Genomic DNA, 26,694 nt, shown 5'->3' on the forward strand with positions numbered 1-26,694 from the left:
GGTTGATAGGCCGGATATGGAAGCCTAGTAATAGGTGGAGTTGACCGGTACTAATAGGCCGAGGGCTTGTCCTCAGTTGCTCGCGTCCACTGTGTTAGTTCTGAAGTAACGAACTCCCGCCTTTTGGCCGGTTGGTTGTAGTTCGATATCTTCATAGTGTTTCGGTGGTCATAGCGTTAGGGAAACGCCCGGTTACATTCCGAACCCGGAAGCTAAGCCTTTCAGCGCCGATGGTACTGCAGGGGGGACCCTGTGGGAGAGTAGGACGCCGCCGAACAATTATTGTGGGGAAGCCCCGCACCGTTATGGTGCGGGGCTTTTCTGCGTTCACGACCCGAAAGGCCGGTCGCGGAAATGGGTTGGCCAGCGGGGGCTCGGGCGGCCAGGATCGGGGGATGCGATACGTCATCCGTTCCCTCCGCGCCGACGAGTGGCGCCAGGCCCGTGAGATACGCCTGGCCGCCCTCCAGGACCCCGCCGCGCCCCTCGCCTTCCTCGATACGTACGAGAACGCCTCCGCCCAACCCGACGACTTCTGGCGCGGGCGGACGGCCGGGGCGGCGGAAGGCAGCGACAGCGCCCGCCAGTTCATCGCCGAGGCGCCGGACGGCAGCTGGGCGGGCACCGTCACCGTGCTCGTGGAGCGGGCGGGCGGGGACGTACGGTTCGGGGAGCCGGCGAAGCTGGACCAGACGCATGTCGTCGGCGTGTATGTGCGGCCCGAGGCGCGCGGCAGCGGGCTGGCCGAGGCGCTGATGCGGGCGGGCGTGGAGTGGTCCTGGTCGCTGGAAGGGCCCCCGGTCGAACGCGTACGGCTCTATGTGCACGAGCGGAACGCGCGCGCCGCGGCGCTCTACCGCAAGGTGGGCTTCGTACCGACGGGTGAAAGCGTGCCGATGGAGGGGGACAGCAGCGGCGCTCTGGAGCTCGAGTACGAGATCCGGCGGCCGACCGGGGGCTAAGGGGCGATCGGCCGGGGCTAGGAACCGTTCCCCTGGGCGTCCACGGGTGCCCACGGGGTCCAGGGAAGCGCCGTACGCCAGGCTGTTCCACCGCGGGCCCAGTCGCTCACCACCTCGGCCACCGGTTCCACGGCGAACACCTCGTGTAGGCGGGGAACATGGGCCTGGAAGTGGTGGGCTGGGCCGCCCTCGCGGTACTCCACCTGATAGCTCAGGTCATCGTTGAGGTAGACCTGGATGTAGTGCTGGTCCGCAGGCTCGCGGTCGAGACGCTCGACGATGACGTGTCGCCACGTCAGGTTCATGTCGGCCAGCAGATCGTGCAGCCGCTCATCGGACGGGTCGTCCCACGCCGTGCCGTCCCATTCGATCGCCCGTACCACCGGTGGTGTCATGCGGGTGACTGTACTGGCACGTCTCGGGCCAGGGGCCAGGGAGAGGCGTCAGGTGAGCGTGTGGTGCGGCCAGCGGGCGCGGCCCTGTTCGGGGGAGCGGAGCAGGGCCAGCGTGGGCATGCCGGTGTCCTGACCCGACATCAGCAGCTCGGGCAGCTGGGGCAGCGGGGCCACCGCGGCGATGTCGTCGAGGACCAGCGTCATTGGTGGGTCGAGCCGACCGTCGGATGACCGTGCGGCCATGCGGCGGCCGTGCTCGACCACGTACGAGGCGAGCGCGGTGAGGAGGGGCATCGCGCCCGGGCCGGTGCGGGGGTCCTCGATGGATTCCCCCACCACATAAAGGGTGCCCCCTTCCGTGATGAATGATTCCAAGGTCAGCGAATCAGTTCGATGAGGTGTGCACGCCTCGCGGATGTGGACCGAGGAGAGCGACGACAGCGCTCGGACCGTCAACTCCTGGGCGATCTCGCGGCGTTCCGGATACGCGGTGAGGGCGGACTCCAGGAGACCGGCGTGGCTGTTGGTGGCCTTGGGGTGGGTGCGCAGGATGCGTACGGGTTCGTGGGCGCCGTTGTTCTGCGCCCAGCGGTGCACCTGCTTGAACGGGCGTCCGTCGACGGCCGCCGCGTGCAGCCAGCAGCGCATGAGCGTTTCGGCGGTGTCCGCGACAGCTGCGTCCATCCGGGCCGGAGGCCGCACGGGACCGAGGAGCGCGGCGGCGCGGGCCGCCGCCGTGTCGGTGTCCTCGCACCCGGAGGTCGGCGACCAGTGGAGGCGAGCCGGCGTGTCGCAGAGGTGGCTGGGGTCGTAGACGAGGACGGGGCCGAGCTTGGCGCGGGCGTCTTTGGTCTCCGCCCAGAGGCCGGGGTCGGAGGTGACGACGAGGGCGGCGCCTTCGGCGTCGTGGATGGCCTGGAGAGCGGTCGGGCGGCGCGTGTCGGGACCGCCGTAGAAGACGCGGTCGGGCGTGCGGGGAGTCGGAAGCGCAGGGGCGGCCAGCACGGGGGCAGGGGCCGTGCCTGAGGCGAGACCTGGACCCCCTGACGTCGCTGTGTCCGTGGGCGCGGCTCCGGTGGACGGCGCCGACGCGGGGGCCGGTGCGCTGCGGGTCTCAACGGGCGCGGGCCCGCGGTCGGGCTCGCGGGCCGGCTCGTACGCGTACACCTTGCTCTGCCGACGGGTGGCCCGTACCGCGCGCCAGCGGGCCAGGGTGCCGAGGACGAACACCGTGAGCACCACCAGCACCATCAGCTCGCCGATGAACAGGCCCCAGAACAGCCCGTACCCCGACAGCTGGGACGGCGGGGTCTCCGGCCATGCCGCCGCGAGGTCGTGGGGCTGGGAGACGAGTGCGCGCATCGCCAGCGGCGTACGGCCGAAGGTGACGGCGTCCGGCCAGGCGCCGTGGGCGAACAGGCCCGAGAGGCCGGTGGCGGACCACACCAGCAGCGTCACGCCGAGCAGGAAGCCCAGCAGCCCCACCAGCAGGCCGTCGGGGATGCCCCCCTCGTTCGTATCGCCTCTGCCGTCCTTGCGGCCCATGTCATGGCGGCCCATGTCATGCCACCGTCGACTGTGAGGACTCGTTCATCTGCCGCTCCATGAGGGCCGCGCGCTGCTCCGCCTCCCATTCCGCAGCCTGGATGTCATCGGGTACGGACGATTCCGTCATCGCGCGGTCCGTGTAGACCAATGGTCGTTCGGCCTCGGTGACCAGGTGTTTGACCACCTGGACGTTGCCGTTGACGTCCCAGACCGCGATGCCGGGCGTGAGCGTGGGGATGATCTCCACGGCCCAGCGCGGAAGCCCCAGAACCCGGCCCGTCGCCCGCGCCTCGTCCGCCTTCTGGGCGTAGATGGTGCGCGTGGACGCCATCTTCAGGATCGCCGCCGCTTCCCGCGCGGCGGCTCCGTCCACGACGTCGGAGAGGTGGTGGACGACGGCCACGAAGGACAGGCCGAGGCGTCGGCCGAACTTCAGCAGGCGCTGGAAGAGCTGCGCGACGAACGGGCTGTTGATGATGTGCCACGCCTCCTCCACCAGGAAGATGCGCTTCTTGCGGTCCGGCCGGATCCAGGTGTGCTCCAGCCACACGCCCACGATGGCCATCAGGATCGGCATCGCGATCGAGTTGCGGTCGATGTGGGAGAGGTCGAAGACGATCAGCGGTGCGTCGAGGTCGATCCCGACCGTCGTCGGGCCGTCGAACATGCCCCTCAGGTCACCGTCGACCAGCCGGTCCAGGACGAGGGCCACGTCCAGGCCCCAGGCGCGTACGTCGTCTATGGCGACGTTCATCGCCGCCGCCGACTCCGGCTCCGGGTGGCGCAGCTGCTCGACGATGTCGGACAGCACCGGCTGGCGGTCGGTGATGGTCTCGTTGACGTACGCGTGCGCGACCTTGAGCGCGAAGCCGGAGCGCTCGTCCAGGCCGTGCCCCATCGCGACCTCGATGATCGTACGGAGCAGGGCGAGCTGGCCGGTGGTGGTGATCGACGGGTCGAGGGGGTTGAGGCGGATGCCGTCGTCGAGGGCGGCCATCGGGTCGAGCCGGATGGGAGTTATCCCCAGCTGCTGCGCGATCAGGTTCCACTCGCCGACGCCGTCCTCGCCCTGGGCGTCGAGGACGACGACCTGCCGGTCGCGGAAGCGGAGCTGGCGGAGCACGTACGTCTTCTCCAGCGCCGACTTGCCGTTGCCGGACTCGCCGAGGACCAGCCAGTGGGGGGCCGGGAGCTGTTGCCCGTACAGCTGGAAGGGGTCGTAGATGTACCCCTTGCCGCTGTAGACCTCGCGGCCGATGATCACGCCGGAGTCGCCGAGGCCGGGGGCGGCGGTCGGCAGGTAGACGGCTTGGGCCTGGCCCGTCGACGTACGCACGGGCAGGCGGGTCGTCTCCACCTTCCCGAAGAGGAAGGAGGTGAAGGCCTCGGTGAGGGCTGACAGCGGATCTCGCATGAGGATCAGGGCCCCTATCGGCGGATGCCGGTCGCGAACGGCAAGGTGTTCACAAAGGCCCGGTGGTGTTCGCGGTCGCACCACTCCAACTTCAGATACGACTTGCCGGCCGAGGCCCTGATCGTCCGCTTGTCCCTGGCCAGGGCCTCGGGCGAACGAGACGACACAGTGATGTACCCGACAAGATTCACTCCTGCCGCGCCGCTGGCGAGATCTTCACCCCGCTGGTCGAGCCGGCCGTGCGCGGCGATGTCGCGCGGGTCGACGGTGCGGTTCATCTTGGCGGCACGGCTGGCCTCCGCCTCGTCGTTCGTCTTCTCCGTGAGCATGCGCTCGATGGCGACCTCGGTCGGTTCGAGGTCCATGCAGACGGCGACGGTACGGATGACGTCGGGGGTGTGGACGAGGAGCGGGGCGAGGAAGTTGACGCCGACGGGTGTCATCGGCCACTCCTTCACCCAGGCCGTGGCGTGGCACCAGGGCGCGCGGGTGGACGACTCGCGGGTCTTGGCCTGGAGGTAGGTGGGCTCGACGGCGTCGAGCTCGGCGGGCCAGGCGTTTCGCTTCGTCATCGCCTGGATGTGGTCGATGGGGTGGTCCGGGTCGTACATGGAGTGCACGAGGGAGGCGAGGCGGGCCTGCCCGAGGGGCTGCCGGACCCGGATGTCCGCCTCGGCGAGGCGGGCGCAGATGTCGGTGAGCTCGCGGGCCATGACGACGGCGAGGCCGGCGTCCTTGTCGAGCTTCCGCGGGCCGGAGCTGCCGGCGGCGTGGCGGGCGGCGCGGGCCATGGCGTGGGCTTCGGCGGCCAGTTCGCGGGTGTAGTGCATGCAGGCGACGAGGTACGCGCGGTGCTGCTCGCTGGAGGTCGACACCATGGACTGGAGCTGGTCGTACGACTCCTGGAGCCAGGCGGGGCTCCTGGGGTCGCCGCGCTGGGCGACGTCCTTGGCGTGGGCGTCGGGGTCGGCGGGGAGGGTGCGGGCCAGCATCTGAATGCGCGTCACGAAGCCGTCGCCGTTGGCGACGTGCTTGAGGAGCGTGCCGAAACGGTCCACCAGGGCTTCCTGGTCCTCGCTGTCGCGCAGGCCGACGCCCGGGCCCTCGATCTCGATGGCGGCGGTGACGGTGCGGCGGTCGGCGTGGAGGAGGACGGCGATCTCGTCGGGGCCGAAGGGGGCGGAGAGCCAGTTGATGCGGCCGATGCCGGGCGGCGGGCCGACCTCGACCTCGCGGCCGTCGATCCGGGTGCCGGCCTCCATGGCGGCGGAGCGGTACGCGGTGCCCTGGCGGAGGGTGCGCTTGTAGCTGCGGTTGATCTCGAACCACTTGTAGAAGGTGCGGTGCTTGTACGGGACGTACACCGCGGCGAGGGCCAGCATCGGGAAGCCCATGAGCAGCACGATCCGCAGGGACAGGACCGGGACGAGCAGCCCGCTCATCATGCCGAGGAACGCGCCGGCGATGATCAGGGCGATCTCGCCGGTCTCGCGGTTCTTGCCGATGATGGCGTTGGGCCGGGCCCTGCCGATGAGATACGTGCGGCGGGGCGTGATCGCTGGGGACTGGGTCGTCAACGCCCTCCACCTCCTGTGCTTCCGGTGGTTCCTGTGCTCTTGCGGTGGCTGTGGGGGGTGCTGGTGGTCGGACTGCTGCTACTGGGGCTGCGGGGCGGGGGTGCGGCGGAGGGGACAGTTCCGCCGCCGCCCGCGCCGCCTCCGGCGCCTCCTGCCGTGGGCGTACGGGAGCTGTGGGCGGCCACGCCGCCGGTGAGGGCACCGGCAGACTGGGGCGCGCCGGAGCCGCCGGAGCCGCCCGTGTCGTTGCGGGTGCTGTGGGTCTTGATGCCCTGGGAGACGAGGGCGGCCGGCGAGGAGATGACGGCGGCGGCCTTGTTCTCGGCGCTGTTCTGGATGCGGTTGTTGCGGGAGGCCGCGATCTCGTCGCCGAAGCCGGGGACGAAGCGGTAGATCATCGCGGAGGCGAAGATCGCGAGCAGGATGATGGCGAGGCCCGTGACGACCGCGGAGAACGCCTTCGGTCCGTCGTCGCCGGCGAGCGCCCCGGCGAGGCCGAGCACGATGATGATGACCGGCTTGACCAGGATCACCGCGATCATGATGCCGGCCCAGCGGCGTACGTGGCCCCAGAGGTTCTTGTCGACGAGCCCGGCGTACACGACGACGCCGAGGAGGGCGCCGACGTACAGGAGGACGGCCCGGAGGAACAGCTCCAGGTAGAGGACGCCCGCGGCGAGGACGGTCACGAGCGACACGATGATCAGCATGATCGGCCCGCCGCCGATGCCGTCGCCCTTCTGGAGCGCCTCCTTGAAGCCGCCGAAGAAGACGTCCGTCTGGCCGCCGGTGCTCTGCGCGATCACCTCGGTGACGGCGTCGGTCGCGGAGACGACGGTGTAGAGGATCAGCGGCGTGAAGGCGGACGCGAGGACCGTCAGCCACAGGAACCCGATGGCCTCGGACATGGCCGTCGCGAGCGGTACGCCGCGGATGGCGCGCTTGGCGACGGCGAGGAGCCAGAGGAGGAGGGTGAGGAAGGTGGCGGCGGCGAAGACGACGGCGTACTGGGAGAGGAAGGTGCCGTTGGTGAAGTCGACCTCGGCGGTGGACTTCACCGCCTTCGACAGCGCGTCGACGATCGACACGGCGGCGTCGGCGCAGCCGCGGGCGAGGGAGGCGAGGGGGTCGAGGGCGGCGGTGGGGTCGGTGGGGGTGGAGCGGGCGCCGGGGTTGTTCGCCGCCTTCTCGCCGTCCTCGCAGTAGTCCTTCGCCAGGCCCACGATGAGGTCGCAGGGGTTGTCACTGCTGCTCGGAGAGGGGCTCGGAGCGGGGGACGCAGGTGGTGGGGTTGGAGCCGCCGCAGCACGCGCCGCGAAGGCGAAGGCTGCCGCGTGGACCGCCGTGACGGTGGCGAGGAACGAGCGGGTGCCGAGCTGAGGGCTAGCGCGCATAGGTGAAGCCTCCATATCCGGCAACAGCACCGGCGATCTCATCCGCGGTGGAGGCGCGGTTGTCACCGTTGACCGGTGTCGGGCCTTCCTGCTGGCTCGACGACTGGATCTTCCAGTCGCTCTGCGTCCACTTGAGCTTCTGCGTGATGGTGAACCAGGTCTCCGTCACCGGCTTGTTGGATCCCTCGCCGGCAAGCCCGACGAGGCCGGTGCACCAGACTTCGATGGTCGCTGTGTCTCCCTCGAAGCCGGTGACCTTGGTGCCGACCGGCACCGTACGGGAGACGAAGGTGAGGCCCTCGGGCGAGGAGCCGTCCTCGTTGAGGCCCACGTTCTTGAGGAACGTGCCGGAGTAGGCCTGGTCCAGGCTGGCCAGCAGGCTGTCGACGACGGCGGGGTCGTGCACGGCTCGCACGATGGTGTGTCGCGTGTCCCGCTTGAACATGCCGTCAGACCCCAGCGCCACCGCGTAATTCGCCGCCGCGCTCTGCGCCCCCTGCTCGTCGTGCGCGTACCCCGTCGGGATCGTGCCGTCCTTGCCCGTCACCGGGCGCACGCCCGTCGCCGAGGTGGGGGCCCCGGCTCCCGGGCCCTTGGCGGTGTCGTCGGAGGTGCCCTCGCCGGTGCCGCTTCTGTTCGCGAAGGCGATGGCGGCGATCAGCAGCACCACCACACCCACCACCGTGATCAGCGAGCGCGAGTTGCGCGCGGGGCGGCGGGCGCCGCCGTAGACGTCGCCCGTGCCGCCGTCGGGCAGGCGGGTGCGGGTCTGGCCGCCGTCGTTCTCGTCGCCGAGGCTCATGACGGGTACGCCCCCTCAACCTTTCGCTGTTCGGTGTGGTGACTTGACATCAGGTGACGCAACCTCAGGGAGCCGGGTGCCGCTGGCGGGAGGGGCTAGACGGCCATCCCGTACACGATGGTGAAGAGCGTGCCCAGCGAGCCGATGATGAAGACCCCGGTCAGGCCGGCCACGATGAGGCCCTTGCCTTGTTCGGCGCTGAACGTGTCCCGGAGGGCGGTCGCGCCGATGCGCTGCTTCGCCGCTCCCCAGATCGCGATGCCCAGGCACAGCAGAATGGCCACGGCCATCACGACCTCGATCATCACGCGGGCCTCGTTACCAAGGCTCCCGAAAGGCCCCCAGTTCGGGGCGATTCCGCCGATGATGGTGGTGATGTCGCCTTTTTCAGCCGCCAGGTACATGTAACTCACCGCCCCTGTTGGGTAATTCGACGCCCCTGCCACTCGGCACGGGTCACCGCACTATCTTCGCTGATGAAACCGCCCGCGTATGCCGACTTGGCTGGTCTCTTTACCCGATCCCCGCACGTTTGACCGGTCCGACCGTCGTGACCTGCGTCGGGTGGTGAACCGGGTGAGCGCGCGTACGCGTACGGTCACTCTGTGTATCACGGGGGGTGACTCCGGGCAATGACTGTCGTTGTCCCACCTTGGGCCTGTACGCGCGGTACGCCGCGCTGTCCGCCGCGCCGTTCCGTTGGCTTGGTCAGCGGTACGCGCCGACGAGGCGCGCCAGGTGACGCCCCGCCAGCAGGAGGGGTTCCTCGTCGCGGTTGACCTGGGCGGTGACCTCGGCGCCCTCCAGGGTGTTGATGACCGTCACCGCCAGTTCGCGGGCGTCGGCGGCAGGGAGGCCGGAGCGGAGGAGCTTGTCGGCGACGATGTCCTGCCAGGCGCGGAGCGCGGTGGCGCAGGCGCGCTGGATCTCGGAGTCGGCGTCGCCGAGGGTCTCCAGGGCGGTGGCCGTGACGGGGCAGCCGTCGACCCAGCCGGACTCGCGCAGCGCCTCGGCGAGGAGGCGGGCGCAGGCGTCCACGGCGGCGGCCGGGTCGTCGTGGCCGGCCAGGGCCTCGCGGAGGATGGCCGCGAAGTCCTCGCCGCTGTGGGTGATCGCGGCGACGGCCACGGCCTCCTTGCCGCCCGGGAAGAAGTGGTAGACGGAGCCGAGGGTGGCCTGCGCCTCCTTGGCGATCTGCTTGATGCCCGTGCCGACGTACCCCTGGCGCTGGATGAGGCGCGCGGCGGCGACGACGATCCGGTCGCGGGTGCTGGAGGGGGAGGCGGTGGGGGAGGCGGCGGGCTGCATGGGGCGATCCTAGCGAGAAATTGAGTAGAGCGTTCGTTCTAGAGCCGTGGTACGGTCACGTCAGCGCTCTGGATAGAGCGTTCGTTCTAGCGACTGAAAAAGGGGTTCCCCGTGAACATGGACAAGACCTCCGCCCCCATCACCGCCTCCGCCCCCGTCACCGTCATCGGTCTCGGCCCCATGGGCGAGGCCATGGCCGGTGCCTTCCTCGACCGCGGCCACCGCGTCACCGTCTGGAACCGCACCGCCTCCCGCGCCGACGCCCTCGTCGCGCGCGGTGCGCACCTCGCGCCCACCGTCGACGACGCCCTCGGCGCGGCCGAGCTCGTGGTGGTGAGCCTGACCGACTACGACGCCCTGTACGCCGTCCTGGGTGGCGCCGACCCCGCCGCCCTCGCCGGCCGCGTCCTCGTCAACCTCACCTCCGACACCCCGGCCAAGGCCCGCGCCGCGGCCGCCTGGGCCGCCGAGCGCGGGGCCACGCAGCTCACCGGCGGCGTACTCACGCCGCCCTCCGGCATCGGCAGCCCCGACACCACCACCCTCTACAGCGGCCCGCGCGAGGTCTTCGAGGCGCACCGGGCCACGCTGGAGGTGCTGACGGGCACCGCCGACCACCGGGGCGAGGACCCGGGCCTGGCGGCGCTCCTCTACCAGCTCAACATGGTCATGTTCTGGACGGCTCTGACCAGCTACTGGCAGGCCCTCGCCATGGCGGACGCCCACGGCCTGAAGGCCGCCGACATCCAGACCCTGGCCGTCGACGCGCTGAACCTGAAGCAGTTCGTGGAGTTCTACGCGCCCCGCGTCGACGCGGGCGACCACCGCGGTGACGTCGACCGACTGGCCATGGGGGTCGCCAGCGTCGAGCACGTCCTCCACACCGCCGTGGCCGCGGGCGTCGACGGCGCGCTGCCCGCGGCCGTCCTCGACATCTTCCGGCGCGGCATGGCGGCCGGACACGGCGCGGACAGCTCCTCCAGCCTCGTCGAGGTGCTGAAGAAGCCGAACACGTGACGGAATTGGCGGTTACGTTGGTGGCGTGACCGACATCGCGTCGAGGATCGACACCCTCCGGCCGCACACCGCCCGCATCTGGAACTACTGGCTCGGCGGCAAGGACAACTACCCCGTCGACCGCGAAGCCGGCGACCGGATCCGCGAGCTCCACCCCGGCATCGGCGCGTACGCCCGCGCGGACCGGCTCTTCCTCGGGCGCGCGGTGCGGCACCTGGCGGCTGAGGCGGGCATCCGCCAGTTCCTGGACGTCGGCACGGGGCTGCCGACCGCCGGCAACACCCACGAGGTCGCGCAGCGCGTGACGCCGGACGCGCGCGTCGTGTACGTCGACAACGACCCGCTCGTCCTCGCCCACGCCCGCGCCCTCCTCACCGGCACGCCGGAGGGGCGCACGGACTACGTGGACGCCGACCTGCGCGACACGGACGCCGTCCTGGCGGCCGCGGCCAAGACCCTGGACCTCGACCGGCCCGTCGCGCTCTAAGCTCACCCAGCGCACCCCCGAGGCCATCACCCGCTACTTCGCGGGCCTGGAGCTCCTGGCCCTGGGCGTCGTCTCCTGCTCCCGCTGGCGTTCCGAGGAAGAAGCACCGGAAGAGGTCGCGATGTACGCGGGCGTCGGCCGCAAGCTCTGAGTCGGCCCCTGAAAACAGGGTCCGCCACCTACACTGGCCCCCGGGTGGAGTCCCACAGCGCGAGGGGTGGTTGACGGTGCGTAAGGGCTGGCTCGTCGCCGGGGGAGCCGTCGGGCTGTGCATGGCGTTCGTCGCGCTGCTCGTCGTCGGGACGTACTCCGCGGCCGCCGGGCTCTTCGGCGGGGCCCAGGCGGGGACACAGGGTGTCGTGGGACTGGCCAAGGGGGCCGTGCCCGCGGCGTACCAGGGGCTCGTGCAGAAGTGGGGGAACCTGTGTCCCGCCATCAACCCGGCGCTGCTGGCCGCGCAGTTGTACCAGGAGAGCGGCTTCAACCCCAAGGTGACCAGCCACGCCAAGGCCATGGGCATCGCGCAGTTCATCCCCGGCACCTGGGCCTCGCACGGCATCGACGGTGACGGGGACGGCGACCGGGACGTGTGGGACCCGGCGGACGCCATCCCGTCAGCCGCCTCCTACGACTGCGAGTTGGCCGGGTACGTGAAGAACGTGCCCGGCGACCGGACCAACAACATGCTCGCGGCCTACAACGCCGGTGCGTACCGGGTGATAAAGGCTGGCGGGGTGCCGAGGATCAGCGAGACGCAGAACTACGTCCGGATCATCCGCTCCCTGGAGAAGAGCTTCGCCCGGCCCGTGGGGCGCGTGGCGCCGTCGCGGCAGGCGGCCGGTGCGATCTACTTCGCGCAGAAGAAGCTCGGCACGCCGTACCTGTGGGGCGGCAACGGCACGCCCGAGCAGCAGGGCCGGTTCGACTGTTCCGGGCTCACGCAGGCCGCGTACCGGACCGTGGGGATCGAGCTGCCGCGCGTCGCGAACGACCAGTACAACGCCGGGCCGCACCCGTCGCGCGACGAGCTGCTGCCGGGCGATCTGGTGTTCTTCTCCGACGATTTGACGAACTCGCGGGCCATCCGGCACGTGGGTATCTACGTCGGCGGCGGGTACATGATCAACGCGCCGTACACCGGTGCCGTCATCCGCTTCGACAAGATCGACACCCCCGACTACTTCGGCGCCACCCGCGTCACCGAAGATGGCGCGAAAGCACTGCCGAACCGCGCGGCCGATCCGGTCTGAGCTGCGGCGACGTATCTCTCTTCGATAACGTCATCGTGATCGTTCGGTGGAGAGTGGAACGTACGCTTCCCTCGTGTCGTTCCCTGGACTGACACAGTGACAAGGCAAGGGGCCGCAGCAGATGGCTGGACTCGCATCGGACGGTTCGAACCCCGATGTCAGCCTGCTCTACGACATCAACGGGCTGGCCAAGTCCGCCCCGACCTGGTTCGACCGGGTCATGGAGTTCGTCGGCGAGTACGGGATCATGCTCGCGATGGTGCTGGTCGTGCTCTGGTGCTGGTGGAGCGCGCGCCGGCGCGGCGGCCCGGAGGACTCCATCGCCACCGTCGCCGGGCTGGTGTGGGCGCCGCTCGCCGCCGGGATCGCCCTCCTGGTCAACGTCCCGATCCGGGGCTTCGTGGAGCGGCCCCGGCCCTTCCTCGACCACCAGGGCCTGGAGGTCCTGGTCGCGGGCAAGACCGACTACTCCTTCGTGAGCGACCACGCCACGATGGCCATGGGCATCGGCGCCGCGCTCTTCGTCGCCAACCGGAAGTTCGGCCTCGCCGCCATCGGCCTCGCCCTCGCCGAGGGCTTCTGCCGCGTCTACATGGGCGTCCACTACCCCACCGACGTCGTCGGCGGCTTCGCCCTCGGCACGGCCGTGGCCCTGCTCCTCGCCCCGCTCGCCCTCGCGCTGCTCACGCCGCTCGTGTCGGCCGTGGCCCGTTCGGAAGGGGCCGGGTGGCTCGTACGCTCGCGAAAAGCGCGTCCGCGGGGGGAGCGGCACGAGACGGTGGACCTGCCCGACCCCAAGGTGGGCGGTAGCGAGAACGACCTCGCCGCGTAGCGAGAACCGACTAGAACGCGTGCGGGAAGGTGAAGAGGCGCTCCGGGTCGTAGCGCCGCTTCACCGCGGTCAGCCGGTCCGCCGCAGCTCCGTAGTACGCCGTGCGCCAGTTCTTCAGCGCCGGGTCGGGGTAGTTCTGGTACGCCGCCCCCGATACGTACGGGCCCAGTGAGTCCCGTGTGGTCGCCAGCCATGCCCGCTGTGCCGTCCCCGGGGTGCCGGCCGGCCAGGAGGCCGAGTACTGCACCAGGATCCGCTGCCGGCGGTGCACGAAGGCCGTGGCGAGCGGGTCGACGCGGCTCGTCGCGCCGCCGAACGCGGTGAGCTGGAGGGATCCGGTGCCGCCGCCCTGCTCCGCCGGGATCCGGGCGAAGACCTCCGGGGCGGCCGTCAGCGCCGCGATCGCCGCTGGTGACAGCTCCCGGTCGAAGAAGTCCGACACGGCGGTGTACGTGCCGCGCCGCAGCACGCCCCGCGGATCGCGGCCCGGGGTGGTGCCCGGCAGACGGCACTGCGCCTCGGCCAGCCCGTCGCACCCCGCGTACGCCAGCATCGCCTCCAGGTAGGTGTGAGCGCGCAGGTGTACGCGGTCGGCGGGGGCGCCCGCGTGGTCGGCGAGGCGGTCGAGGGCGTTCTCCAGCTCCGTACGGCCGCCGAGGGTGAAGACGGACAGGGTGACGGCGGGCCTCGCGTCCGCGTCCGCCTCCAGGCGCAGCGCCGACCAGATCTCGTCGGGCTGCGCCGGGCCCCACTCCTGCCAGGCGGTCAGTACGGACCGGGCCCGCGCCCAGGGCCAGGTGACCCGCCCGGAGACGACCGTCGTCGGCACCGGGTGCGTACGGAAGCGCAGCTCGGTGACGACCCCCAGGGTTCCGGCCCCGGCGCCGCGCAGGGCCCAGAAGAGGTCCGGGTGCTGCTCGGCGTCGGCGGTCAGGCGCCGCCCGTCCGCCGTGACGAGGGTGGCACCGGTGAGGCTGTCGCAGGTCAGGCCGTACGCGCGCGAGGTCACGCCATGCCCGCCGCCGAGCGTGAGGCCCGAGATCCCGACCGTCGGGCACGTACCGCCCGGGATCGTACGGCCGTGGCGGGCGAGGGCGCGGTAGACGTGGACGAGCCGGGCGCCCGCGCCGACCGCGGCGGCCGTGCCGACCGCGGCGGCCGTGCCGACCGCGGCGGCCGTGCCGACCGCGGCGGCCGTGCCGACCGCGGCGGCCGTGCCGACCGCGGCGGCCGTGCCGTCGGGGCGCACGCGGTCGATGCCCGACACGTCGACGACCAGGCGGCCCGTGCCGCTGGACCAGCCGGTGTAGGAGTGCCCGCCGCTGCGGATGGCGACCGGCGTGCCGTGGCGGCGGGCGAAGGCGAGGCACTCGCGCACGTCGTCGTCCCCGGCGACGTACGCGACGGCGGCGGGGCGCAGGTGGTCGAAGCGGGTGTTGTAGAGCCGGCGGGCGGTGGCGTAGTCGGCGTCCCCGGGGCGTACGAGCGGGCCGTCGAGGCCGCGGGCGAGGGCGGCCCAGTCGTCCATGGGGTGACCCTTCCCCGAAGGGCCCCGCTCAGTCGTCGGCGTCAGTCGTCGGTGCCGGCCGGTGGTGCGGTCGTGTGCGCCGCCGCGTCCGTACGGGCCCGGTCCCGCGAGCGCCGCGCCGGGCCCGACCAGCCGCAGCTGCACCGGGCCACACAGAACGAGCCGCGTTCGACGGTGGTGGCTTCGTGGCCGCTCGTGACGGCCGGAGGTGAGTCATGCACAGGCACGACACCACGGTACCGGCGTGACGGGGCGCCGTGGTGGTCGTTAAGGGTTGGGGTGTCCCCGGGCCCTCGGGGCCCAGGGGAAGGGTGGGGGTCTCGGTCAGCGCAGGCAAGCAGGCAAGCAAGCAGGCAGGCAGCAGCGTCTAGGCGTTGGGGGTTGCAGGCGATGGTGGTGCAGGGACAGCAGCGGCGGCGGCGGCGGTACGGGCGCGGGTTCCCGGTGTCCCCGGTCGTGGCGCCGGTCGTGGCCGTGGTCGTGGCGGTGACGGCCGGCGGGTGCGGCCCCGCGGGCGCGAGCCCCGGTGCCGACGCGGGCGCCGCGGCCGCCGCCGTGCGGGAGGCCCCCGACGCGCTGGCGCGCGCGGGCACGTCCAAGGCCCGTACGTCGATGGAGATGGCGACCGGCGGGACCCGGGTGACGATCCGGGGCGAGGGCGCGTACGACTTCGCCGCGCGGCACGGGCAGCTCAAGGTGGTCCTGCCCAAGGACGCCGCCGGGGGCAGCAGCCACCGGCCGATCACCGAGCTCCTCGCGCCCGGCGCGCTCTACATGAAGAACCGCGGCGCCGGTGTCCCCGCCGACAAGTGGGTGCGCGTCGACACCACGACCCTGGCCGACGGGAACCTGGTCACGGGCGGCGCGACCGATCCGGCGGCCGCGGCCGAGCTGCTGCGCGGCGCCGAGCGCGTCACGTACGTCGGCGAGGAGGAGCTCGCCGGGGTGCCGGTCACGCACTACCGCGGCGTCACCGATCTCGGGCGGGCGGCGCGGGCCGCGTCACCGCAGGTGCGGGGGGCGCTCGCGGCGGCGGCGAAAGGGTTCGCCCAGGACGCTGTTCCGTTCGACGCGTACCTGGACCGGGAGGGGCGGCTGCGGAAGGTGCGCCACCGGTTCAGCTTCACCAACGAGGGGCGTACGGTCGCCGTCGCGTCGACGACGCTGCTGTACGACTTCGGCGTGCCCGTCGTCGTACGGCTTCCGCCCCGGAAGGACATCTACGCCGGGAAGATCGAGGCGTGAGACGGGCGTGAGCCGCGTGATCCGTCAGGGCCCCAAGAATGGTCCGGACGTGCCATGCGCGGCGTGTGGTCCGCTCCCTACGCTGGGATACGCCAGGACCCGCAGGAAGAGGTGATGCGCGTGGCCCCGCTCCCTTCTACGACAGTCCAGGACCACGTGGCCCTCGCCGAGATCGAGCTGTGCGGTGAACTGATGATCGCCGCATCGGCCACGGACGGGGAGCGGCTCAGCGCGGACCTCATCGACGAGGTCCTGAAGGTCACGCCGGCCGCACCCCAGTGAGCCCTGACTCCGGGCGGAGCGTCAGGTGCGCAGCATGCGGGCGATCGCCTTCGTGGCCTCCTCGACCTTGGCATCGATCTCGTCGCCGCCCTTGACCGCGGCGTCGGCGACGCAGTGGCGCAGGTGCTCCTCCAGGAGCTGGAGGGCGAAGGACTGCAGGGCCTTCGTGGACGCGGAGACCTGGGTGAGTATGTCGATGCAGTAGACGTCCTCGTCGACCATGCGCTGGAGGCCGCGGATCTGGCCCTCGATGCGGCGCAGGCGCTTGAGGTGCTCGTCCTTCTGCTTGTGGTAGCCGTGTACGCCGTGGTCGTGGTCGGTGACCGGCTCCTTGACGGCCTGCTCCTCGACGGTCTGTTCCCCGGCGGTCTGCTCCTCGACCGGAAGGCCGGCCGCCTCGGTGGTCGTCATCGCGTCCTCCCGTTGTCCAGTAGGGGTTTTCTATACCCCTCGTGGGTATATGGTACCGATCCTCGCGCCAAGGTGGCGGGGGCCCGGTTCTGTTCACTGTGCCTGATGGGCGACACTGAATGACGCCGGTTAGCCGTGGCCGGATGATGCGCCTAGCATCAGCCTGACCGAAACCCATGCACCCCGAGGACCCCACGTGCGCTTTCGTCTGACCCCCAGGGAGACGAGCTTCTACGACATGTTTTCCGCCTCCGCGGACAACATCGTCACGGGCTCCAAACTCCTGATGGAACTGCTCGGGGCGGAATCCTCCGCCCGGGCCGAGATCGCGGAGCGGATGCGGGCGGCGGAGCACGCGGGTGACGACGCGACCCACGCGATCTTCCACCAGCTGAACTCCTCCTTCATCACGCCGTTCGACCGCGAGGACATCTACTCCCTCGCGTCGTCGCTCGACGACATCATGGACTTCATGGAGGAGGCCGTCGACCTCGTCGTCCTCTACAACGTGGAGGAGCTGCCGAAGGGCGTCGAGCAGCAGATCGAGGTGCTGGCGCGGGCGGCGGAGCTGACCGCCGAGGCGATGCCGCACCTGCGGACGATGGAGAACCTCACCGAGTACTGGATCGAGGTCAACCGGCTGGAGAACCAGGCCGACCAGATCCACCGCAAGCTGCTGGCCCACCTCTTCAACGGCAAGTACGACGCCATCGAGGTGCTCAAGCTGAAGCAGATCGTGGATGTGCTGGAAGAGGCCGCTGACGCCTTCGAGCACGTGGCCAACACGGTGGAGACCATCGCGGTCAAGGAGTCCTGAGCTTCGTGGACACCTTCGCACTGGTCGTGACCATCGCGGTCGCGCTCGGCTTCACGTACACGAACGGCTTCCACGACTCGGCGAACGCCATCGCCACGTCCGTCTCCACGCGGGCGCTGACACCGCGCGCGGCGCTGGCGATGGCCGCGGTGATGAACCTCGCGGGCGCCTTCCTCGGCAGCGGGGTCGCCAAGACCGTGAGCGAGGGCCTGATCGCGACGCCCGAGGGCTCGCGCGGCATGGGCATCCTCTTCGCGGCGCTGGTCGGCGCGATCGTCTGGAACCTCATCACCTGGTACTTCGGCCTGCCCTCGTCCTCGTCGCACGCGCTGTTCGGCGGTATGGTCGGCGCGGCGCTGGCGGGTGGGACCGATGTGATCTGGTCGGGCGTCGTCGACAAGATCGTCATCCCGATGTTCATCTCGCCGGTGGTCGGCCTGGTGGTCGGCTACCTGGTGATGTGCGGGATCATGTGGATCTTCCGCAAGGCGAACCCGCACAAGGCGAAGCGCGGCTTCCGTATCGCCCAGACCGTGTCGGCGGCGGGCATGGCGCTCGGCCACGGTCTCCAGGATGCCCAGAAGACGATGGGCATCGTGGTGATGGCGCTGGTCATCGCGGACGTCCACGACGCCGGTGAGGCGATCCCGGTCTGGGTCAAGGTCGCCTGCGCGGTGATGCTGTCGCTGGGTACGTACGCCGGTGGCTGGCGCATCATGCGGACGCTGGGCCGCAAGATCATCGAGCTGGACCCGCCGCAGGGGTTCGCGGCGGAGACGACCGGCGCGTCGATCATGTTCGGCTCGGCGTTCCTGTTCCACGCGCCGATCTCGACGACGCACGTCATCACCTCGGCGATCATGGGTGTCGGCGCGACGAAGCGGGTCAACGCGGTGCGGTGGGGTGTCGCGAAGAACATCATCCTCGGATGGTTCATCACGATGCCGGCGGCGGCGCTGGTCGCGGCGGCGAGCTTCGGTGTGGTGCGGCTGGTGTTCGGCTAGCGGCTGCGCGCCGGGCGGTGTTGCTGGGGGTCCGGGGGTCATCCCCCGGAGGATGCAGTATCACGATGCCGGCGGCGGCGCTGGTCGCGGCGGCGAGCTTCGGTGTGGTGCGGCTGGTGTTCGGCTGATCCGCCCCCGACGACCCGTCCGGAAGTGACGGAAGGGCCCGCCCCCTGGGACAGGGGGCGGGCCCTTTGCCTTGCGGTGGCACCGCCATGCAGCACCGCAAGGGGATTCCGGCGGACGGTCTATCCGAAGCGGCCCGAGATGTAGTCCTCGGTGGCCTGGACGGACGGGTTGGAGAAGATCCGCTCCGTGTCGTCGATCTCGACGAGCTTGCCGGGCTGGCCGACCGCCGCCAGGTTGAAGAAGGCGGTGCGGTCCGAGACGCGGGCCGCCTGCTGCATGTTGTGGGTCACGATGACGATCGTGAACCGCTCCTTCAGCTCGCTGATCAGGTCCTCGATGGCGAGCGTGGAGATCGGGTCCAGCGCCGAGCACGGCTCGTCCATCAGCAGGACGTCCGGCTCGACCGCGATCGCGCGGGCGATGCACAGGCGCTGCTGCTGGCCGCCGGAGAGGCCGGAGCCGGGCTTGTTGAGGCGGTCCTTGACCTCGTTCCAGAGGTTCGCGCCCTTGAGGGACCGCTCGACCGTGTCGGCCAGGTTCTGCTTGCGGTACTTGCCGTTCAGGCGCAGGCCCGCCGCCACGTTGTCGAAGATCGACATCGTCGGGAAGGGGTTCGGGCGCTGGAACACCATGCCGACCGTGCGGCGCACCGCGACCGGGTCGACGTCCTTGGCGTACAGGTTCTGGTCGTCCAGCATCACCTTGCCCTCGACGCGGCCCCCGGGGGTGACCTCGTGCATGCGGTTCAGGGTGCGCAGGAAGGTGGACTTGCCGCAGCCGGACGGGCCGATGAAGGCCGTCACGGAGCGGGGCTCGACGGTCATGGAGATGTCGTCGATCGCCTTGTGGGCGCCGTAGTAGGCCGTCAGGCCGCTGACGTCGATTCGCTTGGCCATGGTTTCGATCACTTCCAGGAGGCCTTAGCGGCCGGTCTTCGGGGCCTTCCAGCGGGCGATGCCGCGGGCGACCAGGTTGAGGATCATGACGAAGGCGATCAGGACGAGTGCGGCGGCCCAGGCGCGGTCGTACGACGCCTCGCTGCCGACCTTGTACTGCTCCCAGATGTAGAAGGGGAGCGCGGACTGAGCACCTTCGAAGGGGTTGGTGTTGATCAGCTGGCTGCCGAAGACCAGCAGCATGATCGGTGCGGTCTCGCCGGCGATGCGGGCGATGGCGAGCATGACGCCGGTCGTGATGCCGCCGATCGCCGTCGGGATGACGACCTTGAGGATCACGCGCCACTTCGGTACGCCGAGGGCGAGCGCCGCCTCGCGCAGCTCGTTCGGGACGAGCTTGAGCATCTCCTCGGTGGAGCGGACCACGACCGGGATCATCAGGATCGCCAGCGCCAGCGCGCCCATCAGGCCGGACGGCTGGAGGTCGGCCATCAGCATGATGGAGAGGATGAAGAGGCCGGCGACGATCGACGGGATGCCCGTCATGACGTCGACGAAGAACGTCACGGCCTTGGCCAGGGAGCCCTTGCCGTACTCGACGAGGTAGACCGCGGTCAGCAGCCCGATCGGCGCGGAGATGAGGGTGGCGAGGCCGACCTGCTCCAGCGTGCCGACGAGCGCGTGGTAGACACCGCCGCCGACGTCGAAGCCTGGGACACCGGCCATCGAGTGGGTGAGGAAGTAGCCGTCGAGGACCTTCAGGCCCCGGCTGACCGTGACCCAGATGAGCGAGAACAGCGGGATCACGGCGAGGATGAAGCACACCCACACCACGCTGGTGGCGAGGCGGTCCTTGGCCTGGCGCTGGTTCTCGACGGCCGAGGTGACGGCGTACGAGACGATGACGAAGGCGAGCGCCGAGATCAGGCCCCACTGGATGCGGCTCTCGAGCCCGGCGGCCACGCCGGTGCCGCAGCCGAGGGCGACGGCGACGGCGGCGAAGGCGGCCGGGGCCCAGCGCGGCAGGTGGCGCTGGCTGAGGCTGTCCTTGCGGGGGCGGGGGGCGGCCTTGGCGGGCGCGTCCTGGATTGCGTTGCTCATCAGGCGTTCGCCCCCGAGTACTCCTTGCGGCGCGCGATGATCAGGCGGGCCGCGCCGTTGACCAGCAGGGTGAGGACGAAGAGGACCAGGCCGGAGGCGATCAGGGCGTCACGGCCGAGCTGGTCGGCCTCGTCGAACTTCGCCGCGATGTTCTGGGCGAACGTGCCGCCGCCCGGGTCGAGCAGGTGCAGCGAGATCAGGAAGCTCGGGGAGAGGACGGTGGCGACGGCCATGGTCTCGCCGAGCGCCCGGCCGAGGCCGAGCATCGAGGCGGAGATGACGCCGGAGCGGCCGAAGGGCAGCACGGCGAGCCGGATGACCTCCCAGCGCGTGGCGCCGAGGGCCAGGGCGGCCTCTTCGTTCATGCGCGGCACCTGGAGGAAGACCTCACGGCTCACGCTGGTCACGATCGGCAGGATCATGATGGCGAGCAGGATGCCGACGGTGAAGAGGGTCCGCGCGACGCCGACCTCGGTCTTGTCGAAGACGTACGTCCAGGCGAAGAACTGGTCCAGCCAGAGGTTCAGGCCCTCCAGGTACGGGACCAGGAAGAGCGCGCCCCAGATGCCGTAGATGATCGACGGTACGGCGGCGAGCAGGTCGACGACGTACGCGAGGGGCGCGGCGAGCCGGCGGGGCGCGTAGTGCGAGATGAACAGCGCGATGCCGACCGCGATCGGGACCGCGATGACCATCGCGATGACCGAGCTCACGATCGTGCCGAAGAGGAGGACCGCGATGCCGAAGACCGGACGGTCGCCGACCGGGTTCCAGTCGAAGGTGGTGAAGAAGTTGCCCTCGTTCTCGGCGAGGGCGAGCGAGGCCCGGTAGCTGAGGAACACGGCGATCGACGCCATGATCACCAGGAGCAGGATCCCGGAGCCGCGGGAGAGGCCGAGGAAGATCTTGTCGCCCGCGCGGCCGGTGGAGGTGGGGCCCGGCTTCCCGGCGACCGGCGGAGCCGGTGCGTTGTCAGTCGTTATAGCCATGGTCTTTCCGGTCTGTGTGGGGGAAGTCCGCGGGTGGCGGCTCCCCTGGCGGCGGTGCACCGGATGGGGTGAGGGGGCCGGCCCGGCGAGCGGCCGGGCCGGCCCCGCGTGCGGTTACGACAGGCCGTTGACGGTCTCGCGGACCTTGGCGTTGATCTCGGCCGGGATCGGGGCGTAGCCGGCCTCGGCCAGGACCTTCTGGCCCTCGTCGGAGGCGGTGTAGGTGAGGAAGGACTTGACGGTGCCGAGGGTGTCGGCCTTGTTGCCGGTGTCGCAGACGACCTCGTACGTCACCAGGACGATCGGGTACGCGCCCTCGGCCTTGGTGGCGTAGTCCAGCTCCAGCGCCAGATCCTTGCCGGTGCCCTTGACCTTGGCGGCGGCAATGGCCTTGGAGGCGTTCTCGGAGGTGGCCGGGACCGGGGCGGGGGCACCGGTGGCGATCTGGACGGCCGGGATGTTCTGCGACTCGGCGTAGCTCAGCTCGAAGTAGCCGATCGCGCCCTCGACCTGCTTGACCTGGGCGGCGACGCCGGAGGAGCCGGACGCGGCCTGGCCGCCGGGGGCCGGCCACTTCTTCTCGGCCTCGTACGGCCAGTCGGCCTTGGCGGCCTTGCCGAGGTACTTGCCGAGGTTCTGGGTGGTGCCGGAGTCCTCGGAGCGGTGGAAGGCCTGGATCGGGGTGCTCGGGAGCTTGGCGCCCGGGTTGAGCTTGGCGATCGCCGGGTCGTCCCACTTCTTGATCTTGTCGTTGAAGATCTTGGCGATGGTGGGGGCGTCCAGGACGAGGTCCTTCACGCCGGGGACGTTGTAGCCGATGGCGACCGGCCCGCCGACCATGGGGAGGTTGATGCCCTGGCCGGACTTGCAGATCTTCTTCGACTCGGCGACCTCTTCCGGCTTCAGCGCGGAGTCGGAGCCGGCGAAGCCGACGCGGCCCTGGTTGAAGGCGATGATGCCCTCGCCGGAGGAGGAGGACTTGTAGTTGATCTCCACACCCGGGCAGGCGGCCATGTAGTTCTTGACCCACAGGTCCATGGCGTTCTTCTGCGCGGAGGAGCCGGAGGCCAGGAGCTGGCCCTTGGCGCCGTCGCACTTGATGGACGAGGTGGCGCCGGTCTTCTTGCCGCCGTCGGGGCTGCCCGTGTTGTTGTCCGAACCACACGCCGTGAGTACCAGGGCGCCGGAGACGGCGAGGGCGCCGAGCGCGGTGGCGCGAAGCCCGGTCTTGCGCTGAAGCTTCACTGTTGGGTGTTCCTTCCAGGAGCCGCCGCGGCGTCGATACCGAATCCGTGCGTGAGCTCGGTGGCGGCGTGTGTCAGTAACCGTGTACGGCCGAAATTAGGCAGATCAGGTGACATGGCTGGCGGGGGAGAGTGAACGGTAGGTGAACCGTGACGGAAGCCGTGGTGAGCCGTGGCCAGAGCCTGTGGGGCCATTGTCCCGGGGGTGCGGCGGGTGGCGGGAGGGAGGTTTACGGCGGGGCCGCGCGGGGTCGTACGGGCTCCCGGACAGGCGAGGGCGCGCTCCGGCGGCGCGAGGCGCGGAGCGCAGGGTTGTGCGCCGGTACGCGGGCGTGCGGGGGCCGCACCGGGGCCACTCGGGAGGGTGGTGGTGGTGCGGGGCGGGTTGCCCCCGGAAGGGTGAGGCCGCCCGGACGGGTGAGGGGTGCCGGTGCCGCTCGCGGTCAGCGGCCCCCCGGGGAGATCGCCGCGAGGGCCGCGTCGATCAGGTCCCGGTCGACGGCGTACGACAGGAGCGCCCGGGCCTCGGGCGGGGAGAGCCAGCAGAGCTCGTCGACCTCGCCGTTGGGGCGGAAGGCGCCACCCGTGGCCTCGGCCGCCCAGTAGCGGACCTCCTTGGGGCGGTCGCCCGCCCGGTAGCAGGCCTTGGGCAGCTCGGGGCCGAGGGCGCAGGTCATGCCGGTCTCCTCCAGCACCTCGCGGACGGCCGCGTGCCGGTGGTCCTCGCCGGGGTCGAGCTTGCCCTTGGGGAGGGACCAGTCGTCGTGCTTGGGGCGGTGGATGACGGCCACCTCGATGTCGCCGCTGCCGGTGTCGCCGGCCGCGACGCGGCGCCACAGGACGCAGCCGGCGGCGTGGACCAGGGGCGTCACCGGGCCGTCACCGCCGTACGCTGCCACGCGCGGTGGAAGCAGACGCGCGCCGCCTCCACCTCGTGCCGCTGGTCCGCGTGGAGCACGCCCAGCACGTACGCCGTCGCCGGCGCGATGCGCGGGGTGCGCGCGGCGCTCGCCGCCGCGGACGCGGCGTCCGCGGCGTCCCGGTGCCGGTCGAGCGCGCGGCCCGCCTCGTACAGCTGCGCCTCCGTGCCCAGCACCTCCTGGGCGTGGCGGTGCAGCCGCAGCAGCAGCCGTACGTGGTGCCAGGAGGTGTCGTGCTGCTCGCCGCCGACGGCGGGGCTCATCGGCAGCGCGGACACCGCGTCCAGCAGGCGCCGCTCGACGGCCTCGGCGGGCGGGGCGAGGACCTCGCCGGCGCGGGCGGCCGCGGCCGGACCCAGCGGTACCTCCGAGGCGAGCAGCGCCACCGCGTCGGCGAGCGCGTGGAAGCGGGACGAGCCGAGGGCCTGGAGCGCCGCCGAGTGGGCGCGCGTCCGGGCGAGGGTCAGGCGGCGCTCCAGCAGGGCCCCGGCCCGCGCGCCGCCCACCGCGAGCGCCTCGGCGCCGCCCGTCAGGCGGGACAGCGCGTCCACCAGGCGGACGAGCCGCGAGGTGCAGGCGTGCTCCTGCGCCAGCAGGCCGGACAGCCACGCCAGTTCGGTGCGCAGCTGGTCGGCCCAGGAGGCGTCGAGCAGCGGCCGGAAGGTGTGCAGCGTGGAGCCGATGCGCCGGGCGGCGGTGCGCAGTCCCCGTGCCGCCTCCTCGGCGCCGGCCGTGTCCGCGCCGCTCTCGGCGTGCAGGCGCAGGTTCCGTAGGAAGTCCCCCGCGCGGGCATGGAGGTACGGGGACAGGACCTCGCCCGCGGTGACCTGGTCAGGGCTGAGCACGCCGGCGCCTCCGCGCGTCTATGAGCATCTCCTGGACATGCCGCAGCGGCTGGCCGTCCCCGTCCGTCGCGCGCCGCGTCCACTCGCCGTCCGGGCCGAGGTGCCACGACGAGGTCGTGTCGGCCATGCCCGCCTCCAGCAGCCGGCAGAGCGAGGCGCGGTGCGCGGGGTCGGAGACCCGGACCAGCGCTTCTATCCGGCGGTCCAGGTTACGGTGCATCATGTCGGCGCTGCCGAACCACACTTCGGGCTCGCCGCCGTTCCCGAACGCGAAGATGCGCGAGTGTTCCAGGAACCGTCCGAGGATGGAGCGGACCCTGATGTGCTCGGAGAGGCCGGGCACGCCCGGCCGTACGGCGCAGATGCCGCGGACCCAGATGTCGACCGGTACGCCGGCCCGCGAGGCGCGGTAGCAGGCGTCGATAACGGCCTCGTCGACCATCGAGTTGACCTTGATCCGGACGTACGCGAGCCGCCCGGCCCGGTGGTGGACGATCTCCTTGTTGATGCGGGAGACCAGGCCGTCGCGGAGCGACTTGGGCGCGACGAGCAGGCGCCGGTAGGTCTCGCGGCGCGAGTAGCCGGACAGCCGGTTGAAGAGGTCGGACAGGTCCGCGCCGACCTGCGGGTCGGCGGTGAGCAGGCCGAGGTCCTCGTACAGGCGGGCGGTCTTGGGGTGGTAGTTGCCGGTGCCGACGTGGGAGTAGCGGCGCAGCGTCTCGCCCTCCTGGCGCACGACCAGGGAGAGCTTGCAGTGGGTCTTGAGCCCGACGAGGCCGTACACGACGTGGCAGCCGGCCTCCTCCAGCTTGCGCGCCCACTTGATGTTGGCCTGTTCGTCGAAGCGGGCCTTGATCTCGACGAGGACGAGGACCTGCTTGCCCGACTCGGCCGCGTCGATGAGGGCGTCGACTATGGGGGAGTCGCCGGACGTCCGGTACAGCGTCTGCTTGATGGCGAGGACGTCGGGGTCGGCGGCGGCCTGCTCCAGGAAGGCCTGGACGGAGGTGGAGAACGAGTCGTACGGGTGGTGGAGCAGGACGTCCCGCTCGCGCAGGGCGGCGAAGACGTCGGGCGCGGACGCCGACTCGACCTCGGCCAGGTCGCGGTGGGTCCCGGCCACGAACTTCGGGTACTTGAGCTCGGGCCGGTCCAGGGCCGAGATCCCGAACAGCCCGGTGAGGTCCAGCGGTCCGGGCAGCGGGTACACCTCGGCGTCGGTGACCTTGAGCTCGCGGACGAGCAGGTCGAGGACGTACGGGTCTATCGACTCCTCGACCTCCAGGCGCACCGGCGGTCCGAAGCGGCGCCGCATGAGCTCCTTCTCCAGCGCCTGGAGGAGGTTCTCGGCGTCGTCCTCCTCGACCTCCAGGTCCTCGTTGCGCGTCACGCGGAACATGTGGTGAGCCAGCACCTCCATGCCCGGGAACAGCTCCTCCAGGTGCGCGGCGATGACGTCCTCCAGCGGGACGTAGCGCTGCGGCGATGCCTCCAGGAAGCGGGAGAGCAGCGGCGGGACCTTCACGCGTGCGAAGTGGCGGTGGCCGCTGACGGGGTTGCGTACGACGACGGCGAGGTTGAGGGAGAGGCCGGAGATGTACGGGAAGGGGTGCGCCGGGTCGACGGCGAGCGGGGTGAGGACCGGGAAGATCTGCTGGCGGAAGAGGGTGAAGAGCCGGGCCTGCTCCTTCTCGGTCAGCTCGGGCCAGCGGATGAGGTGGATGCCCTCGTCGGCGAGGGCCGGGGCGATGTCCTGCTGGAAGCAGGCGGCGTGCCGGGCCATGAGCTCCCGCGAGCGGGTCCAGATCAGCTCCAGGACCTCGCGCGGCTGGAGTCCGGAGGCGGACCGGGTGGCCACGCCGGTGGCGATGCGGCGCTTGAGGCCGGCGACCCGGACCATGAAGAACTCGTCGAGGTTGGAGGCGAAGATCGCGAGGAAGTTCGCTCGTTCGAGGAGGGGCGTTGCCGGGTCCTCGGCGAGCTCCAGCACCCGTTCGTTGAACGCCAGCCAGGACCGTTCGCGGTCCAGGAAGCGGCCGGGGGGCAGCTCGCCGGCGGGGCCGTCCTCGTCGTACGCGTCCAGGTCGGAGTCGAGGTCCGGCGCCAGGTCGGACACGGGCCCGGCGGTCACCATGTGCGGTCGGTGCGCGGCTATGGACCCCACGGACGGCTGGGCGGGCTTGACCGGGACGTCGGCCTCGGCGGGCTGCTGGCTCATGGCACCATTCTTCCGCGCCAGGGGGTGGTCAAGCGCGTCGGAGCGGGCCGCTGACACGGCGGGCTTCATTCACTGAGCG

26 protein-coding genes, 2 rRNA genes and 1 pseudogene are annotated in these 26,694 nt (G+C 71.0%); 11 read left to right on the forward strand and 18 right to left on the reverse strand.

Translation table 11 applies throughout. From position 1 onward, the window contains the following. From ACIRNI_RS06320 to ACIRNI_RS06330, 3 genes are all read left to right on the forward strand, one after another. Positions 1-74: ribosomal RNA gene (locus ACIRNI_RS06320) — 23S ribosomal RNA — on the forward strand; the annotation flags it as partial. Between the two features lie 86 nt (positions 75-160). Beyond that, positions 161-277: ribosomal RNA gene (rrf, locus tag ACIRNI_RS06325) — 5S ribosomal RNA — on the forward strand. A 118-nt stretch (positions 278-395) separates the two neighbouring features. Continuing rightward, a complete protein-coding gene (locus tag ACIRNI_RS06330; RefSeq protein WP_403548844.1) occupies positions 396-962 on the forward strand; it encodes a GNAT family N-acetyltransferase in 567 nt (188 codons plus the stop codon). A gap of 17 nt (positions 963-979) precedes the next feature. Here ACIRNI_RS06330 and ACIRNI_RS06335 read toward each other — a convergent pair whose 3' ends face one another. The 8 genes from ACIRNI_RS06335 to ACIRNI_RS06370 form a co-directional block, all read right to left on the reverse strand. Continuing rightward, on the reverse strand, positions 980-1,357 hold the full coding sequence (locus ACIRNI_RS06335; protein WP_403548846.1) for a hypothetical protein: 378 nt from the start codon (positions 1,355-1,357) through the stop codon (positions 980-982). 48 nt (positions 1,358-1,405) lie between these two features. Then, positions 1,406-2,917, reverse strand: a complete 1,512-nt coding sequence (locus ACIRNI_RS06340) for a type VI secretion protein (RefSeq protein WP_403548848.1) — start codon at positions 2,915-2,917, stop codon at positions 1,406-1,408. A gap of 1 nt (position 2,918) precedes the next feature. Next, entirely contained in the window at positions 2,919-4,319 is a 1,401-nt protein-coding gene (locus ACIRNI_RS06345; protein WP_355365150.1) for an ATP-binding protein, read from the reverse strand. A 14-nt stretch (positions 4,320-4,333) separates the two neighbouring features. Further along, on the reverse strand, positions 4,334-5,896 hold the full coding sequence (locus ACIRNI_RS06350; protein ID WP_403548851.1) for an SCO6880 family protein: 1,563 nt from the start codon (positions 5,894-5,896) through the stop codon (positions 4,334-4,336). After that, the gene (locus ACIRNI_RS06355) at positions 5,893-7,290 is read right to left on the reverse strand and encodes a hypothetical protein (RefSeq protein WP_403548853.1); all 1,398 of its coding nucleotides are present in this window, start codon (positions 7,288-7,290) and stop codon (positions 5,893-5,895) included. Before ACIRNI_RS06355 ends, ACIRNI_RS06350 begins: the two co-directional genes overlap by 4 nt. Continuing rightward, entirely contained in the window at positions 7,280-8,092 is an 813-nt protein-coding gene (locus ACIRNI_RS06360; protein WP_403548854.1) for a hypothetical protein, read from the reverse strand. Before ACIRNI_RS06360 ends, ACIRNI_RS06355 begins: the two co-directional genes overlap by 11 nt. Before the next feature lie 95 nt (positions 8,093-8,187). Further along, the gene (locus ACIRNI_RS06365; RefSeq protein WP_017945892.1) at positions 8,188-8,496 is read right to left on the reverse strand and encodes a hypothetical protein; all 309 of its coding nucleotides are present in this window, start codon (positions 8,494-8,496) and stop codon (positions 8,188-8,190) included. A gap of 304 nt (positions 8,497-8,800) precedes the next feature. Next, the gene (locus ACIRNI_RS06370; RefSeq protein ID WP_403548856.1) at positions 8,801-9,400 is read right to left on the reverse strand and encodes a TetR/AcrR family transcriptional regulator; all 600 of its coding nucleotides are present in this window, start codon (positions 9,398-9,400) and stop codon (positions 8,801-8,803) included. Between the two features lie 117 nt (positions 9,401-9,517). Between ACIRNI_RS06370 and ACIRNI_RS06375 the strand changes: the two genes are divergently transcribed. From ACIRNI_RS06375 to ACIRNI_RS06390, 4 genes and pseudogenes are all read left to right on the forward strand, one after another. Further along, a complete protein-coding gene (locus ACIRNI_RS06375; RefSeq protein ID WP_403549848.1) occupies positions 9,518-10,417 on the forward strand; it encodes an NAD(P)-dependent oxidoreductase in 900 nt (299 codons plus the stop codon). Positions 10,418-10,442: 25 nt separating this feature from the next. After that, positions 10,443-11,055: pseudogene (locus ACIRNI_RS06380) on the forward strand (SAM-dependent methyltransferase). Between the two features lie 76 nt (positions 11,056-11,131). Then, on the forward strand, positions 11,132-12,154 hold the full coding sequence (locus ACIRNI_RS06385; protein ID WP_403549850.1) for an NlpC/P60 family protein: 1,023 nt from the start codon (positions 11,132-11,134) through the stop codon (positions 12,152-12,154). Between the two features lie 121 nt (positions 12,155-12,275). Next, a complete protein-coding gene (locus tag ACIRNI_RS06390) occupies positions 12,276-12,986 on the forward strand; it encodes a phosphatase PAP2 family protein (RefSeq protein ID WP_403548858.1) in 711 nt (236 codons plus the stop codon). Positions 12,987-12,996: 10 nt separating this feature from the next. Here ACIRNI_RS06390 and ACIRNI_RS06395 read toward each other — a convergent pair whose 3' ends face one another. Together ACIRNI_RS06395 and ACIRNI_RS06400 are read right to left on the reverse strand one after the other, a co-directional pair. After that, positions 12,997-14,514, reverse strand: a complete 1,518-nt coding sequence (locus ACIRNI_RS06395; RefSeq protein ID WP_403548859.1) for an FAD-binding oxidoreductase — start codon at positions 14,512-14,514, stop codon at positions 12,997-12,999. Between the two features lie 41 nt (positions 14,515-14,555). Further along, entirely contained in the window at positions 14,556-14,741 is a 186-nt protein-coding gene (locus tag ACIRNI_RS06400; RefSeq protein ID WP_403548861.1) for a hypothetical protein, read from the reverse strand. 163 nt (positions 14,742-14,904) lie between these two features. Between ACIRNI_RS06400 and ACIRNI_RS06405 the strand changes: the two genes are divergently transcribed. Further along, positions 14,905-15,759 (forward strand): hypothetical protein, encoded by an 855-nt coding sequence (locus ACIRNI_RS06405; RefSeq protein WP_403548863.1) that lies wholly within the window; start codon positions 14,905-14,907, stop codon positions 15,757-15,759. A gap of 114 nt (positions 15,760-15,873) precedes the next feature. Next, positions 15,874-16,041: a hypothetical protein gene (locus tag ACIRNI_RS06410; protein ID WP_355365117.1), complete on the forward strand. Its 168-nt coding sequence runs from the start codon at positions 15,874-15,876 to the stop codon at positions 16,039-16,041. A gap of 21 nt (positions 16,042-16,062) precedes the next feature. Here the strand turns inward: ACIRNI_RS06410 and ACIRNI_RS06415 are convergent, their stop codons facing one another. Beyond that, complete coding sequence (locus ACIRNI_RS06415) at positions 16,063-16,452, reverse strand: metal-sensitive transcriptional regulator (protein ID WP_403548865.1); 390 nt, start codon at positions 16,450-16,452, stop codon at positions 16,063-16,065. A 196-nt stretch (positions 16,453-16,648) separates the two neighbouring features. On the opposite strand from ACIRNI_RS06415, the gene ACIRNI_RS06420 reads away from it, so the two are divergent. Together ACIRNI_RS06420 and ACIRNI_RS06425 are read left to right on the forward strand one after the other, a co-directional pair. Beyond that, a complete protein-coding gene (locus tag ACIRNI_RS06420) occupies positions 16,649-17,269 on the forward strand; it encodes a DUF47 domain-containing protein (RefSeq protein ID WP_031073426.1) in 621 nt (206 codons plus the stop codon). A gap of 5 nt (positions 17,270-17,274) precedes the next feature. Beyond that, the gene (locus ACIRNI_RS06425; RefSeq protein ID WP_355365114.1) at positions 17,275-18,273 is read left to right on the forward strand and encodes an inorganic phosphate transporter; all 999 of its coding nucleotides are present in this window, start codon (positions 17,275-17,277) and stop codon (positions 18,271-18,273) included. Between the two features lie 248 nt (positions 18,274-18,521). Here ACIRNI_RS06425 and pstB read toward each other — a convergent pair whose 3' ends face one another. The 7 genes from pstB to ACIRNI_RS06460 form a co-directional block, all read right to left on the reverse strand. After that, positions 18,522-19,298, reverse strand: coding sequence for a phosphate ABC transporter ATP-binding protein PstB (pstB, locus tag ACIRNI_RS06430; protein ID WP_403548867.1), 777 nt, complete (start codon positions 19,296-19,298; stop codon positions 18,522-18,524). A 24-nt stretch (positions 19,299-19,322) separates the two neighbouring features. Then, positions 19,323-20,399, reverse strand: coding sequence for a phosphate ABC transporter permease PstA (pstA, locus tag ACIRNI_RS06435; RefSeq protein ID WP_403548869.1), 1,077 nt, complete (start codon positions 20,397-20,399; stop codon positions 19,323-19,325). Then, a complete protein-coding gene (pstC, locus tag ACIRNI_RS06440) occupies positions 20,399-21,388 on the reverse strand; it encodes a phosphate ABC transporter permease subunit PstC (protein ID WP_403548871.1) in 990 nt (329 codons plus the stop codon). The genes pstA and pstC overlap by 1 nt, the downstream gene beginning before the upstream one ends. A gap of 114 nt (positions 21,389-21,502) precedes the next feature. Next, on the reverse strand, positions 21,503-22,633 hold the full coding sequence (pstS, locus tag ACIRNI_RS06445; RefSeq protein ID WP_403548873.1) for a phosphate ABC transporter substrate-binding protein PstS: 1,131 nt from the start codon (positions 22,631-22,633) through the stop codon (positions 21,503-21,505). Between the two features lie 442 nt (positions 22,634-23,075). Continuing rightward, positions 23,076-23,504: an NUDIX hydrolase gene (locus tag ACIRNI_RS06450; protein ID WP_403548875.1), complete on the reverse strand. Its 429-nt coding sequence runs from the start codon at positions 23,502-23,504 to the stop codon at positions 23,076-23,078. Beyond that, positions 23,501-24,397 (reverse strand): CHAD domain-containing protein, encoded by an 897-nt coding sequence (locus ACIRNI_RS06455; protein ID WP_403548877.1) that lies wholly within the window; start codon positions 24,395-24,397, stop codon positions 23,501-23,503. The genes ACIRNI_RS06450 and ACIRNI_RS06455 overlap by 4 nt, the downstream gene beginning before the upstream one ends. Then, a complete protein-coding gene (locus tag ACIRNI_RS06460; RefSeq protein WP_403548879.1) occupies positions 24,384-26,615 on the reverse strand; it encodes an RNA degradosome polyphosphate kinase in 2,232 nt (743 codons plus the stop codon). The genes ACIRNI_RS06455 and ACIRNI_RS06460 overlap by 14 nt, the downstream gene beginning before the upstream one ends. Between the last annotated feature and the right edge of the window lie 79 nt (positions 26,616-26,694).

The organism is Streptomyces sp. NPDC093546, assembly GCF_044765045.1.
Classification (GTDB): domain Bacteria; phylum Actinomycetota; class Actinomycetes; order Streptomycetales; family Streptomycetaceae; genus Streptomyces.